This is a genomic window from Symbioplanes lichenis (assembly GCF_030709675.1).
GTDB lineage: Bacteria > Actinomycetota > Actinomycetes > Mycobacteriales > Micromonosporaceae > Actinoplanes > Actinoplanes lichenis.
Genome location: NZ_JAUZQD010000015.1, coordinates 13,232 through 27,122, shown reverse-complemented (window position 1 = coordinate 27,122; position 13,891 = coordinate 13,232). Strand labels below are relative to the sequence as shown.

The following is a 13,891-nucleotide window of genomic DNA, read 5'->3' as shown; positions in this document are numbered from 1 at the left end:
CGGGTCAGGGCTGCGTACGCAGATAACGGCCGAAGTGCGGCACGGTGAACGCCACCGTGCCGCGCTCGCCGGAATAGATCAGACCCTTCTTGATCAGGGCGTCCCGGGCCGGGGACAGGCTCGCGGGGCGGCGTGACAGTGAGGAAGCTATCTCGGACGTGGCGACCGCGGCGTCCATGTCGTCGGAGACCGACAAAGCGGCCATGGCGCGCATGTACTCGCGTTCGGCCGGCGTCGCCCGTTCGTAGCGGGAGCCGAAGAAGCCCACGGCCAGCTCGGCCTCGGCCTCGGGCGCGGCCACGCGTACGTCCTCCGCGGTCACCGGCGACGTCGGAGCGTGGTCCCAGGTCGCCTTCCCGTAGGCCTGCACGAAGTACGGATAGCCGCCCGACTTCTCGTAGAGCAGGTCCAGCGCCTTGGGCTCGTACTTGACGTCCTCGCGCGCGGCCGGCGCACCCAGGGCGAGGTCGGCCGCCACCCGGTCGAGCCGGTCGATGCGCTGATAGCGGAAGAGCCGCTCCGAGTAGGACTTCGCCGCGGACAGGACGGCCGGCAGGTGTGGCAGACCGGCCCCGACCACGATCAGGGGCGCGCCCAGCTGCGACAACTCGTGACAGGCGGCACAGAGGGCCGACACGTCGGCGGGGCCGAGGTCCTGCATCTCGTCGATGAACAGCGCGATGCCGGTGCCGACGTCGGTGGCCAGCGACGCGGCGTCGGTGAACAGCTCGACCAGGTCGATCTCGATGTCGCCGGAGTCGGCCCGGCCCCGCGCGGGCGGCACGTCGATGCCGGGCGTCCAGCGGTCGCGCAGCTTGGCGTTCGCGTCGTTGGACCGCAGCGCGAACGCCTTGAGCACGGCCAGCACCTCGTCCACCCGGTCGGGGTTGCGGTGGTGCGGCGCGAGCTCGCGGATCGCCATGTGCAGCGCGGCCGTGACCGGGCGGCGCAACGACTGGTCGGGGCGCGCCTCGATCTTGCCGGTGCCCCAGAGGCGCCCGATCGCCGCGCTGCGCAGGGTGTTGAGCAGGACGGTCTTGCCGACGCCGCGCAGGCCGGTCAGGACGAGGCTGCGCTCGGGGCGGCCGCGGGCCACGCGTTCCAGCACGATGTCGAAGGCGTCCAGCTCGCGGCCGCGTCCGGCCAGCTCGGGCGGGCGCTGGCCGGCGCCGGGGGCGTACGGGTTCCGGACCGGATCCACGCATTGCACCGTATCGGGCCATCTAGCTGTATCGCTAGATACGCGCTCGTCGAGCATCGTCTAGCGCTTTCTAGCTCTGAAGCTAGACGACGCTATTTAGCGGGATACTCGCGGAGGCACAGCACGAAGTCGAGGCTGTCCAGCTCGCTGTCGTAGAAGTACCACTTCGTGTAGTTCGCCACCTTGCTGCACTTGCTCTCGGCGTCCGGCTCCCCGGTCGTGCGGCCGTCGACGCGCTTGAGCACCTCGTACGTCCCGCTGGCGCACGGCACGATCTTGAGGTCGGGGCTGTCATCGGCGTCACCCTGGTTGCGGACGCACTGTCCCTTGCCGACGAAGCGGGCGTCCTGGCTGGTCGCCGGGTCGGGCACGGCCGCGCCCCGGGTCGGCGGTCCGGACGGCGCCGCGGACTCGCCGGTGGCGCCGACGCTGGGCTTGTCCGTGCGACTCACCAGATAGGCCGTGGTGCCCAGGCCACCGCAGATCAGCAGGCCGAGCACGACCACGAGCGCCACGATCGGCGCGTTGCGGCGGCGCCGGGGCGGAGGCGGCGGCTGCTGCCACGGCGGCGGCGTGTTGAGCGGCGCGGCGGGATAGGCCGGCTGCGGGGGGCCGAACGCCGCCGGGTCATAGGCCGGTGGGTCGTAGACGGGCGGGTCGGGCGGCACGGAGTGGGGCCGGGCGCCCCAGGAGGGATCCGGCGGGTCGGCGGCACCCCACGGGTCGGCGGGTGCCGCATAGGGCTCGCCGGCGCCCGGCGGTCCCCCGGCCGGCCAGCCCTGGCCGGGGTACGGGCCGTTCTGCGACATCGGACTTTCCTCCAGGGCGGATTCGCTGTAGGCCACCGTAGCGTGCGGGCTGGGGACAAACCCTCCCGGAATCGCGCGCGCGGGACGGCAAGTCGCGCCGAGTGTCGGCTTCCGGACGGGTCAAGGTCGCCCGCACGGGGATACCGTCGCTGCCCATGTCGCTCCCCCTCGTTATCGGCGCGGCGGTCTTCGGCGGTGCCGCCGCGGCCTTCGTCCCGCGTGTCGCGCATCGCCTGGCCGTCCCCCGGCACGCTCCCGTCCGCGCCGCCTGCGCGCACTGCCACACCCCCACCCCTTCCTGGGTACGCGCCGGAGCGTCGTGTTCCTGCCGCGAAGCACCCGTGTGGACAGTGAGCGCCGGGGCGCTCACCGCGAGTGCGCTCGCCGCCGCTCTGGGTGCTTCACCGCTGCTCGTCGTGCTTTTGCCCGCCACGGTGCTCGGGGTGTTGCTGGCCGTGGTGGACGTGCGATGTCGCCGGCTGCCCGATCGACTCGTCGCGCTCCTGGCGCTTCTGACGTCGCCGCTGGCCGCGCTCGCCCCGGGAGACGTGCCCCGGGCGCTTCTCGCGGCGGCGCTGACCGGGACGGCGTACCTGATGATCGCTCTGCTCCCCGGCCGTGGCCTGGGCCTGGGCGACGTGAAGCTGGCCACCGTGCTGGGCTTCGTGCTCGGCTTCGCGGGCTGGCCGGCCGTGGCGGTGGGCCTGATCGCCCCGCACCTGATCAACGGGCCGATCGCCGTGGGCCTGTGGATCACCCGCCGGGTGCGGTCGTTGCCGTTCGGCCCGGCGCTGCTGGCCGGGGCCGTCGTCGGGCTGGCGGTCTAGATCAGGCGCAGCTGGCGGTCCTTCGGGCGGGCGGGCGCCGTGTTGCCCATCCGCTCGAAGAGCCCGGCGTCGATCGCGTCGAAGAACGGGCTCGGCGCCTGGTCGCGCTCCTTGCCGTGCCGGAAGCGCCGCGCCGCGTGGCTCAAATAGAGGCGGTCCTGCGCGCGGGTCAGCCCCACGAAGAACAGGCGACGCTCCTCGGCCAGCTCGTCGTCCGACGGCGTGCTGCCCGGCCAGCGCAGCGGCAGCAGCCCGTCCTCGCAGCCGATCAGGAACACGACCGGGAACTCGAGGCCCTTGGCGGCGTGCAACGTGAGCAGGTTCACCGCTTCGGCGCGCGGGTCGAGGGCGTCGACTTCGGCTCCGGTGGCGATCTCGGCGAGGAAGCGCTCCCGGTCGTCGCCCATCCGCTGGGCCAGCGGCAGGAGCAGGTCGGCCGCGGTCCAGATGTCCTCCGGGGCGACCGTGTCGGCGTCGAGCGTCGGGGCGGCGTACCGCTGGGCCAGAGCCTGCGACGCGGCCTTGACACGCGCGGCGAGCGTGCCCTGCCCGCCGGCGTGGCGCAGCTCCCGCGCGAGCACCTGCACGCCGGGCCGGTCCCGCAGGCGGTTGTGCGACCGCTTCTGCACAGGTACGCCGGCCCGCGACAGCGCGTCGACGACGGCCTGCGACTGCGAGTCCGTACGGTAGAGCACCGCGATGTCCGAGAAGGACAACGATCCCGGGGCCACCGCGCGCGCATCGACCCGGCCCGAGTCGAGCGATCGGTGCGAGAGCCCGCCGACCAGCTCGTCCACGGTCCGCACGACGAAGTCGGCCTCGTCCGCGACGCTCGCCGCGTAGTAGCGGCCCAGCAGCGGCGACTCCGGATTGACCCGCGCGGGATCCAGGCGCCGCCCGCTGACCAGCGACGACGGGGCGATCGCCTGCACGGCCGCGGCCAGGATCGGCGCCGACGACCGGTAGTTGCGGGTCAGCCGCACCAGCCGGGCGTCGGTGAAGTCCTCGTTGAAGCGCAGGAAGTAGCCCACGTCCGCGCCCCGGAACGAGTAGATCGCCTGGTCGGGGTCGCCGATCGCGCACAGGTTGCCGTCCGCGGGGCTGAGCAGACGCAGCAGCTCGTACTGGGTCTCGTCGACGTCCTGGTACTCGTCGACGAAGATCCACTGCCACTGCTTGCGGTACCGCTCGACCAGCGCCGGGTCGTCCCGCAGCAGCGCCACAGGCACCGTGAGCAGGTCGTCCAGGTCGACGAGATCCTGCTGGCGCAGCAGCTTGATGTAGGCCCCGTCGTCCTCGCCGGCCTCCTCGCGCGCCGCCGCCCGCTCGGCGTCGTCGGCGATCCGCCAGCCCGGGCCCAGCCCGGCGGCCTTGGCGTTCTCCTTGAGGATGGTCAGCCCGACCGCGTGGAAGGTGCCGACGGTGATGTCCTGCGCCGACTCGCCCATCAGCGCGTCGAGGCGCTCGCGCATCTCCTCGGCGGCGCGGCGGGTGAACGTGATCGCCAGGCAGCGGTGCGGGAAGACGCTCATCTCGGCGCACAGGTAGGCGATGCGGTGGGTGAGCGTACGGGTCTTGCCCGTGCCGGGGCCGGCGACGATGAGCAGCGGCCCGCCGGGCGCCGACGCGGCCACGCGCTGCATCGCGTCCAGCCGGTCGAGCAGGCCGGTGCCGACCTCCTCCATCCCGGCCAGCATCGGCTCGAACGGCTCGTGCGGCGACGCGGGCTGCGGGATCGGCGGAGGCGGAGCGGCCTTCCGGGGCGCGGCTTTCTTCGCCGGCTTGGTCTTCTTCTCGGGGGCGGGTTGTGTGCGCTGCTTCGGCAGGTCGAACAGCGTCTCCGTCTGCGGGGCGCTGGCCGCGTTGCGCAGCTCACCCGGCTCGAAGAGCGTGATCACGCCGTACTCGCCGTCGTAGCCCGGCACGCGCCGCACCTGACCGCGCCGCAATCGGGTGATCGCCTCGCGCAGGTTGTCGCCGCCGTGCTGCCCGATGTCGTCCACCGGGACCTTGCGCAGGATGTCCAGCTCGGGGCCGAGCTGGGCGACGAGATGGTTGAGCTGGCCCTCGACGGTCTTCGACTTCGGGCCGACGCCGTTGATCTCGCCCAGGATCTCGGCGAGCTGGATGAGGTGCTCGACGGACTCCTGGCGGGGCTTGCTCTCCCGGTCAGCGAGATCCTCGACGCGGCTCAGGACCCCGACGGTCAGCGGCTTGCCGCACTCGGGGCAGCGGCCGCCGTGCTCCCGGGTCCGGGCCGGCTCCCAGTTCACGCCGCACGCGCGGTGCCCGTCGGCGTGATACTTGCCCTCCTCCGGGAAGAACTCGATGGTCCCCGCGAGGGTGTGCCCGTCCTTGATCGCGTGATAATCCGGCCTACCGGTGAAAAGGGTGGCTTCCCGGGCGAGCGCCTGGGGCGAGTGGGCGTCCGAGTTGGACACCAGCCGGTAGCGGTCGAGGCTGGAGACCCGCCAGTTCATCTCCGGGTCGGAGGAGAGCCCGGTCTCGACGGCCGTGATGTGCTCGGCCAGGTCGGCGTAGCAGTCGGCGATCGCGTCGAAGCCGGACTTGGAGCCCAGCGCCGAGAACCACGGCGTCCAGATGTGCGCCGGGACGAGATAGCCGTCGGGACTCGCCTCGAGCACGATCTCCAGCAGGTCGCGCGAGTCCAGCCCGAGGATCGGCCGCCCGTCGGCGGTGAGGTTCCCGACCCGGCCCAGCGCGGTGTTGAACCGGGTGGCCGCGGCGAAGTCGGGCAGGTAGACGAGGTGGTGCACCTTCCGCGTACGGTCGTCGCGCTTGTAGATCGTCGAGATCTCGACGCTCAGCATGAACCGGGCGGCCTCGGACTGCTGGAGCGAGCCCGGAAGGCGGCGCGTGACGTCCTGCTCGGCGTCGGGGCTCAGCCGGAAGAGGCCGGGCTCGTCGGCGGGTCGCAGGCTCTCCCGCAGGTGGTCGAACCACGCGGGGTGGGTGAAGTCGCCGGTCCCGAGCACGGCGATGCCCTTGCGGCGGGCCCACCAGGCGAGGTTGGGAAGGGTGAGGTCACGGCTGCAGGCACGCGAATAGCGGGAGTGGATGTGCAGATCCGCGACGTACGTGTCCGCGGCAACCGAGGACCCTGCGCTGTCCGAGGGCACGCTGCATCCTGTCACGAGTGCGCGGGAAGCCTGAAGTCGCCACGCAGGAAGTGACATAACCTACCCGCTGTTGACTCGCCTCCTCCACGCCGCAGCCACGTTGCTGTTCGCCATCGCTGTCCGCGGTCGCTGTCCGCGGTCGCTGTCCGCGGTCGCTGTTCGCGGTCGCTGTCCGCGGTCGCGACGCGTCGCCTTCCTCTCAGGCGGTGCGCAGCTCGATGACGGAGACCTGGGGCGGCGCGCCGACCCGCACCGGCGGCCCCCAGAAGCCGGCGCCGTTCGTGACGTAGACCGGGACGCCGTCCACCTCGCCGAAGCCGCTGGTCACCGGCTGCTGCAACGGAACCAGCAGGTTGAACGGCGCCATCTGCCCGCCGTGCGTGTGCCCGGAGAGCTGCAGATCGACGTGGTAAGGAGCGGCGTCCTTGGCGGCCAGAGGCTGATGCGCCATGAGCACCACGGGCCGCGCCGGATCACGATCACCCAGCGCCCGCTCGAAGTCCGGCGCGTCGCCCTCGTCGGCGCCGTTCAGGTCGTTGACCCCGGCGAGGTCCAGCCCGTCGAGCTCGATCCGCTCGTTCCGCAACGGCCGCAGGCCCAGCCGGGCCACCTCGTCGACCCACTCCTGATAGCCCGAGTAGTACTCGTGGTTCCCCGTCACGAAGTAGGCCCCCCGCCGCGACCGGATCCCCCGCAACGGCTCCGCGAACCGGCCCAGCTCGGCGACGCTCCCATCCACCAGGTCCCCGACCACGCACACGATGTCGGCGTCGACCGAGTTGATCGCGGCGACGATCCGCTCGGTGTGCCGCACCCCGGTCAGCGGCCCGAGATGAATGTCCGAAACCACGGCCAGCCGCGTCCCGTCCATGCTCGCGGGCAACTTCGCCAGCGGCATCCGCACTCGATCCAGCCGCGGCCCACCGAGCGCCGTCTTCACCCCGTACCCAGTGATCCCCGCCGCCGTCAGCCCCGCAAAGATCGCCGCACCCCGAGCCAGCACCAGCCGCCGATCAACCCCCGGCCGCCCGCCGTCCCCGCTCGTCTGCGGCGCGCCGTCCCCGCTCGCCCCCGCCGTGCCGTCCCCGCTCGCTTGCGCCGCGCCGTCCCCGACGCCTGCGCTGGCCCCCGCACCGGCCGTGCTGGCTCCCGCGTCGGTCGTGCTGGTCCTCGCGCTAGCCGTGCTGGCTTCCGCGCCGGCCGTGCTGGTCCTCGCGCTAGCCGTGCTGGCTTCCGCGTCGGTCGTGCTGCTCTCCGGGCTGGACGTGCTGGTTCCCGGGCCGGCCGCGCCGGTCCCAACCGTCGCTGCCGTCGTCTTCGCCGTGCCTGATGCGGCGCTGCTGTCCCGGCGCTCCCGTGCGCGGATCCACAGCGCAATTGCGAGCCGCGGAATCTCCACCACCGCGAGCATCACGAGCAGGTAGAACATGACCGCAAGCCACAGGTAGCCGGGCCAGGCCAGCCACTTCACGTGCCCGCCCCGCACACCGATCAGAGTCGCCGGAACGAGCACGGCCAGCGCCAAGGCGATCACGCCGCCGACCAGCCGCGCCCGGCGCCCGCGGAACGTGTCCTTGACCAGGCGCTTCCACAGATAGAAGTGGATCAGGCCGATGACGACGATGATCAGCCCGACGAACGCGAACAACCTCAACCCCCAGCAAACGGTGGCAGGACGTCCACAGTCGCCCCGACGGCCAGCGCCGCCTGTCGATCATGGCAGGCCAGCCCGTCGACCAGAAAACTCGCGGCCTTCAACACCACCGCGAGCCGCTCGCCATGCCGCTCGGTAAGCACCCCGACCAACTCGTCGACCGAGCCCGCCCCCACGCTCTCCTCCCGAACCCCGGCCGCCGCCCGAGCCCCCGCGAAATACCGCACCTGCACCAAGTCGCTCACCAGCCCACCCGCCAGCTCCGCCCCACGCCGCCCGCCCGCAGGTCGCTCAAGGTGGCGCGGGTCCACCGGATCGGCTCAGCCCCGTGCGCCCGCGATCTGTTCTCTGCGTCCTCTGCCTGGAAAGTCTGCTCAACGTCGGGTTCGTGCCGAGTGCTTGCCACGTTGCTCACCCGCCGATCGCCGACATGGGGCGGGCCGGCTGCAGGAAGCTGGGGTCGTCGATGCCGTGCCCGGCCTTCTTCCCCCACATGGCCGCCCGCCACGCCTCGGCGATCTCCTCATCCGAGCCCCCGCCACGCACCAGCCCCCGCAGATCCGTCTCGCCGGTGGCGAAGAGGCAGTTTCGCACCTGACCATCCGCCGTCAATCGAGTCCGATCGCAGTCCCCGCAGAAAGGCCGCGTCACGCTGCCGATGACGCCCACCCGAGCTGGATTGCCCGCCGCATCGACATATCCGGGCACAAGCCACGTTTCGGCGGGCGCTGTTCCACGTGAAACCGAATCAGGCTCCAACCCGAACGGCTCCAGCGCCGCCAGGATTGCCGCCGCGGTCACCATCTCCTGCCGGTCCCACTGGTGCTGGGCGTCGAGCGGCATCTGCTCGATGAACCGCAGCTCATAGCCGTGCTGCAGGGCGAACCGCAGCAGCTCCGGCGCCTCGTCGTCATTGACCCCGCGCATCAGCACCGTATTGATCTTTACTGGCGTCAGACCCGCCTCGGCCGCCCCCGCCATGCCCTTGAGCACATCGGCGTGCCTGTCCCGGTGCGTCAGCTCCTTGAAGCGAGCGGGCGACAGCGTGTCCAGCGAGACGTTCACCCGGTCGAGCCCGGCGTCCCGGAGCGCCCCGGCCATCCGCTCCAGGCCGATGCCGTTGGTGGTGATCGACAGCTTCGGCCGCGGACGCAACTCCGCCGCGGCGGCGATGATTCCGACGAGACCACGCCGGATCAGCGGCTCACCCCCGGTGAACCTGATCTCCCGTACGCCCAGCTGCTCGACGGCGACCCGCAGCAGCCGCCCCACCTCGTCGTCGGAGAGCTGCTGTTGCTTCGGCATCCACGCGAGCCCCTCCTCCGGCATGCAGTAGGTGCACCGCAGATTGCATCGGTCGGTCAGCGACACCCGCAGGTCCGTCGCCACCCGCCCGAACCGGTCGGCGAGCAACCCCGCGCGCGGGTCACCCTTGGGCGCGCCGCCACGCGGAATCACCACGGGCGCAGCAAGCTCGGTCACTGGTCGAAAGTAGCTCTTGAATGCCTCTTTCGCCGTTATGCAAGCCACTACTTTCTCCCTTCCTCACGACCGAAGACATATGAACGAAGTCCCCGCCCCGGGCACCGTCAGCTCCGCAGGGTCGCCGATGCCGTCCGGCCGCCCGGCTCCGTCAGCCGCGCAGGGCCGCCGACGCCGCCGCGACCACCGAGCCGCGATATCCTGTACCGAACGCGGCCGTGTGCACCAGCAGAAGCTGAAGCTGATGCAGCGGCACCCGCCCCTGCCACCCGTCCGACAATGGCCACACCTCCTGATAAGCCGCCACGATCCGGTCAAGATGCGGCGCCCCGCCGAAGAGCGCGAGCTGCGCCAGATCGGTCTCCCGATGCCCGCCGTGCGCCGCCGGGTCGATCAACCAGGCCCGCCCGTCGGCACCCCACAGCACGTTGCCCGGCCACAGGTCGCCGTGCAGTCGCGCCGGCGCCTCGGCCCCGCCGAACGTGTCGATCCGGCTCAGCACCTGCTCCACCAGCTCGACGTCGCCGGCGTCGAGGGCACCCCGATCAGCCGACATCCGCAGGTACGGCAGCAGTCGCCGCTCCGCGAACCAAGCGCCCCACGGACCCTCGGACGCCGTGTTGTCCTGGCGCAACGGCCCGATGAAGCCCGGCCACGGCGCCCCGAACCCCTCCGCTCCGGCCCGGTGCACCTCCGCGAGCTCCCGGCCGAAGCGGTCCGCTGCCGCCGCGGACGGCGAGCCCGGCTCGATCCATTCCAGGGCGAGCAGATCATCGGTCACGGAGATCACTTCCGGAACAGGCGCCGCACTGGCCTCGGCGAGCCATTTCAGCCCGGCGGCCTCGGTTCGGAAGAAATGCTCGGGCGGGCTGCCCGAGGGCCACGACTTCGCGAAGACCGAGGTGCCATCGTCCAAGGTCAGACGGGTTGCGGCGCACACGTCGCCGCCGCCCACCGGGGTCTCACGAATCCGCTGGTGGGCGAGAAATGTCGAAAGATGCTGCGGGTGCGCGCGCAGATACGCCAGATCCACCTCCTTATCTTCCACTTCGGGTTACGGCGTGCTCGTTTCGGAGTCAAAATGTCGGCATGACACCTGTCGTGGTGCGTTCGTACCGGCCCAGCGACCACAGCGCCGGCCGCCGTCTGTGGTCCGAGCTGACCGCGCAGCACAACCGCATGTACGGCGACGGGCCCGACGACGGCGGAGCGGGTTTCGAGGAGTATCTGACCCGGCTCGACCTGGGCGGGCTGTGGGTGGCGGACCATGCCGACGACGGTGTCGTCGGGCTGGTGGGCCTGATCATCCGGGGCCGCGCGGGCGAGGTGGAGCCCGTCGTGGTGACGGCGACCCACCGCCACAAGGGCGTGGGCCGCAAGCTGCTGCGCCACGTGGCCCAGGAGGCGAAGAAGCGCAGCATGCAGTCGCTGACGATCTCGCCCTCCTCGCGCAACGTGGAGGCGATCCGCAGCCTGCACGCGGCCGGTTATGACGTGGTGTCGTCGATCGAGCTGACGATGCACCTCGACAGCCAGACACATGAGTGGCAGCAGGACGGTCTGGAGTTGCACACGCTTCAATTCCGCTCCTGACGTCAGGTGGCCCGGACGGGCCCGCGATGAGCGAGAAGCCTGCCAGATCCGCGGCCGCCGACCCCGAGTTATCCACAGGCGGGAGTTATCCACAGGGGGCCGGGCAGGACGGGCGGATCCGGGGCAGGCTTCCCGGCCATGACACCGCTGAACGTCAGCTCGCCTTCCGAGCTGTTGAGCCTCGTCCCCTATCTGGTGGGCTTCCATCCGGAGCACAGCCTGGTGGTCGTTGCCGTCTACGACCACCAGCTCGGCTTCACCACACGCATCGACCTGCCGGAGCGCGAATCCTGGCCCCTCCTCCGGCATGTGGCCGCGACCGTCGCCCAGCACCGTCCCGACGCGGTCTTACTCATCGGGTACGGCCCGAGCACGCCCGTCACACCAGCAGTCAAGCGCCTCGCCGGAGCCTTCGCCGGCCTGCGTCTCCCCGTCCTCGACGAGCTCCGGGTCGACGCGGGGCGCTACTGGTCCCTGCTGTGTGACGATCCGGGCTGTTGCCCGGCAGAGGGCCGGCCGTGCCCGCCGCTCGACTCCGTCCTGGCAGCCGAGGCGACCTTCGCGGGGGCGGTCGCCTTGCCGAGCCGGAAGGATCTGGAGGTGCAACTGGCGCCGGTGTCCGGGGCGGCCCGCGACGCCATGGACAAGGCCGAGGTGCGCGCCCTGGCCCGACTCCTCAAGCAGTCCTGCCTGGCGGTCGACGAGCAGCCGCACGGCTCGGCCGAGGAGCGGGCGAGCGAGTTCGACCAGTTCCTCTTCCGCATCGGACGCACGGCTGTCCAGGAGGCCGAGCAGCGTTACCGCTCCGGCGGCACGCTGAGCGACGACGAGGTGGCCTGGCTGGTCTTCCTGCTGGAGCACGCCGGCGTACGCGACTACGCGTGGACCCGGACGGGCGTCGACGAGTGGCAGATCGCCTTCTGGTCGGACATCGCCCGCCGTACCAGCACGTCCCATGTCGCCGCGCCTGCCGGTCTGCTCTCCTTCGTGGCCTGGCGAGCCAATCAGGGAGCGCTCGCGAACGTGGCCGTGGGTCGCGCCCTCGCCGCGGAGCCGGACTACCTGATGGCTCGCATCATGCACACCGTGCTCGCCATGGCGATCCCTCCGGCGATGCTCGACGGCTGGCCGGAGATCCCGGGGCTGGCCGGTGAGGTGCTCGAGGCGCTCGCCGCCGAGTTCCCGGTCGCCCGGGACCTGCTGCCCGGTGCAACCGACGAAGCAGTCTCGAAAAACAAACAAGCCGAAAAAGAAATCCCGCCCGACGAGGGCCCGCCCGTCACGGTGACCGTCGACGCATCAGCGGCAGAGGTTCCCACAGGCCGGTTCTCGGCGCCGACGACAGCGCCCACCCGGCGGCGCACTGTCGGCCCGCGGCAGCGCACCAACCGCCGGGTGGAGTTCCGGTACGTACCCCGGCACCCCACCCGGCGGACGGAACCAGGCCGGGTTCAGGGGCGCTCGGTCTCCTGACGCACTGTCGCCGAGCCCAGGTCGCCGGCGCGCATCGTGGCCGCCGGAGCCCCGGGCGTCGGGTTGTCCGCCGTCTGGTGCAGGCCGGGGACCCGGTCCTCGATGACGAAGGTGGCCCGGGTGTGCGCCGCAGCCCCGGGAGACGTGACGTAGGGCAGAACGCGGAAGTCGGCGGTCAGGTCCGCCGGCGTGATCGTGGTGCGGACATAACCGCGCTGGTTGTTGTAGAAGCGCAGATGCGGGTTCCAGGCGGCCCAGGGATGGGTGCCCGGCACCACGTCGGCGCCGTCGCCGGTGGAGGTGATCGAGGAGCAGACCAGTTCCGTGCCGACGGTGCGGGAGGTGGGATCCGACCAGTCGAGCTTCAGGTCGTCGGCCCAGTGGGCGTGGACGTCGCCGGTGAGGACCACCGGGTTGCGGACGCCCGCGTCGATCCAGCCACGGGTGATGCGGTCGCGTGAGGCCGCGTACCCGTCCCAGGAGTCCATGCTGACGACCGAGGCCGGGCCCGAGTTGTTGTCGCGCTGGCCGAAGAACACCTGCTGACCGAGCACGTCCCAGCGGGCGGAGGAGTGGTGGAAGCCGTCGAGCAGCCACCGCTCCTGCTCCGGCCCGGTGATCGAGCGGGCCGGGTCGAGAGCGGCGGGGCAGTCCTTGTAGCCGTCGCCGCAGCCCTGGTCGTCGCGGAACTGGCGAGTGTCGAGCATGTGGAAGGTGGCCAGCCGGCCCCAGTGCAGGCGCCGGTAGAGCTGCATGTCGATGCCACGAGGAACGGAGGTGCGGCGCAACGGCATGTTCTCGTAATAGGCCTGGAAGGCGGCGGCACGCCGGGCCAGGAAGTTGGGGTCCGGCTGCTCCGGCACCTCGTCGGCCCAGTTGTTCTCGACCTCGTGGTCGTCGAACACCACGGCCCACGGAGCGACGGCGTGCGCGGCCTGCAGGTCGGCGTCCGTCTTGTACTGGGCGTGGCGCTGACGGTAGTTGGCCAGGGTGACGGTCTCCGGACCCTGGTGATCACGAGGGTTGCCGCCCGGGACGGTGTAGGTGCCGGGCGCGTATTCGTACTGGTAGTCGCCGAGGTGCAGGACCAGGTCCGGCTCGTCCTCGGCCAGACGGCGGTAGGCGGTGAAGTACCCGTGCTCGTACTGGGAGCAGGAGACGAAGGACATCGCGAGCGCGGCGGGCATCGCCCACCGGGGCGGCGCGGTGCGTGTGCGGCCGACCGGCGACACATAGCGCTCGGCCTTGAACCGATAGAAGTACTCGCGCGCCGGGAGAAGGCCGGTCAGTTCCACATGTACGGAGTGCGCGGCGGACGCCCGGGCCACGGTGACACCACGCCGAACCACCTTGCGGAAGCGTTCGTCCGCGGCCAGCTCCCACTGGACCGGCACGTCCCGGCCGGGCATCCCGCCGAGCCCGTCATCGGCGAGCGGCGCGGTCGCCAGTCGCGTCCAGAGAACGAAACCGTCGGACGCGGGGTCACCGGACGCCACGCCGAGGGTGAAGGGGTTGGTGCGCAGCGGGCCTCGATACCGGGTGGTCGAGGTCAACGGCCAGACAGTGGCAGCGGTGGCTCCCGACGGCACGGCGGCCGCCGCGAGACCGGCCGCGGCGCCGCTGAGCAGGAGGGAACGTCGTGACAACGACATGCGGAGCTCCCTGCGTTCCTGGATTGTGGACGCAGAAGAGCCTCATGAGTGTGAATGTCT

Annotated in this window: 11 protein-coding genes; 3 read left to right on the top strand and 8 right to left on the bottom strand. The window is 71.4% G+C overall.

The genetic code is table 11. From position 1 onward, the window contains the following. Window positions 1-4: 4 nt before the first annotated feature. Both RAN62_RS31360 and RAN62_RS31355 read right to left on the bottom strand, forming a co-directional pair. Window positions 5-1,201: an ATP-binding protein gene (locus RAN62_RS31360; RefSeq protein ID WP_305788435.1), complete on the bottom strand. Its 1,197-nt coding sequence runs from the start codon at window positions 1,199-1,201 to the stop codon at window positions 5-7. Window positions 1,202-1,293: 92 nt separating this feature from the next. Next, window positions 1,294-2,010 carry an LppU/SCO3897 family protein gene (locus tag RAN62_RS31355; RefSeq protein WP_305788434.1) on the bottom strand — a complete coding sequence of 239 codons (717 nt, stop codon included), beginning with the start codon at window positions 2,008-2,010 and terminating at the stop codon, window positions 1,294-1,296. A 155-nt stretch (window positions 2,011-2,165) separates the two neighbouring features. Here RAN62_RS31355 and RAN62_RS31350 point away from each other — a divergent pair, with 155 nt between their 5' ends. Continuing rightward, on the top strand, window positions 2,166-2,837 hold the full coding sequence (locus RAN62_RS31350; RefSeq protein WP_305788433.1) for a prepilin peptidase: 672 nt from the start codon (window positions 2,166-2,168) through the stop codon (window positions 2,835-2,837). On the opposite strand, the gene RAN62_RS31345 is transcribed toward RAN62_RS31350, so the two are convergent. The 5 genes from RAN62_RS31345 to RAN62_RS31325 form a co-directional block, all read right to left on the bottom strand. After that, window positions 2,834-5,977 (bottom strand): UvrD-helicase domain-containing protein, encoded by a 3,144-nt coding sequence (locus RAN62_RS31345; protein WP_305788432.1) that lies wholly within the window; start codon window positions 5,975-5,977, stop codon window positions 2,834-2,836. The genes RAN62_RS31350 and RAN62_RS31345 overlap by 4 nt on opposite strands. A 199-nt stretch (window positions 5,978-6,176) precedes the next feature. Further along, complete coding sequence (locus RAN62_RS31340) at window positions 6,177-7,631, bottom strand: metallophosphoesterase (protein ID WP_438874573.1); 1,455 nt, start codon at window positions 7,629-7,631, stop codon at window positions 6,177-6,179. After that, window positions 7,628-7,876, bottom strand: a complete 249-nt coding sequence (locus RAN62_RS31335; RefSeq protein WP_305788431.1) for a MoaD/ThiS family protein — start codon at window positions 7,874-7,876, stop codon at window positions 7,628-7,630. The genes RAN62_RS31340 and RAN62_RS31335 overlap by 4 nt, the downstream gene beginning before the upstream one ends. 166 nt (window positions 7,877-8,042) lie before the next feature. Then, on the bottom strand, window positions 8,043-9,086 hold the full coding sequence (moaA, locus tag RAN62_RS31330) for a GTP 3',8-cyclase MoaA (RefSeq protein WP_305788639.1): 1,044 nt from the start codon (window positions 9,084-9,086) through the stop codon (window positions 8,043-8,045). A gap of 178 nt (window positions 9,087-9,264) precedes the next feature. Continuing rightward, on the bottom strand, window positions 9,265-10,146 hold the full coding sequence (locus RAN62_RS31325; RefSeq protein WP_305788430.1) for a fructosamine kinase family protein: 882 nt from the start codon (window positions 10,144-10,146) through the stop codon (window positions 9,265-9,267). 56 nt (window positions 10,147-10,202) lie between these two features. Here RAN62_RS31325 and RAN62_RS31320 point away from each other — a divergent pair, with 56 nt between their 5' ends. Continuing rightward, window positions 10,203-10,706: a GNAT family N-acetyltransferase gene (locus RAN62_RS31320; RefSeq protein ID WP_305788429.1), complete on the top strand. Its 504-nt coding sequence runs from the start codon at window positions 10,203-10,205 to the stop codon at window positions 10,704-10,706. A gap of 138 nt (window positions 10,707-10,844) precedes the next feature. Then, entirely contained in the window at window positions 10,845-12,179 is a 1,335-nt protein-coding gene (locus tag RAN62_RS31315; RefSeq protein WP_305788428.1) for a DUF4192 domain-containing protein, read from the top strand. Here the strand turns inward: RAN62_RS31315 and RAN62_RS31310 are convergent. Next, a complete protein-coding gene (locus RAN62_RS31310) occupies window positions 12,158-13,831 on the bottom strand; it encodes an alkaline phosphatase D family protein (RefSeq protein ID WP_305788427.1) in 1,674 nt (557 codons plus the stop codon). The genes RAN62_RS31315 and RAN62_RS31310 overlap by 22 nt on opposite strands. Between the last annotated feature and the right edge of the window lie 60 nt (window positions 13,832-13,891).

Excerpts from the sequence above, each read along its gene's own strand:
- RAN62_RS31355 (WP_305788434.1), bottom strand. The coding sequence starts at position 2,010 with ATGTCGCAGAACGGCCCGTACCCCGGCCAGGGCTGGCCGGCCGGGGGA.
- RAN62_RS31350 (WP_305788433.1), top strand. The coding sequence starts at position 2,166 with ATGTCGCTCCCCCTCGTTATCGGCGCGGCGGTCTTCGGCGGTGCCGCC.
- RAN62_RS31320 (WP_305788429.1), top strand. The coding sequence starts at position 10,203 with ATGACACCTGTCGTGGTGCGTTCGTACCGGCCCAGCGACCACAGCGCC.
- RAN62_RS31315 (WP_305788428.1), top strand. The coding sequence starts at position 10,845 with ATGACACCGCTGAACGTCAGCTCGCCTTCCGAGCTGTTGAGCCTCGTC.
- RAN62_RS31310 (WP_305788427.1), bottom strand. The coding sequence starts at position 13,831 with ATGTCGTTGTCACGACGTTCCCTCCTGCTCAGCGGCGCCGCGGCCGGT.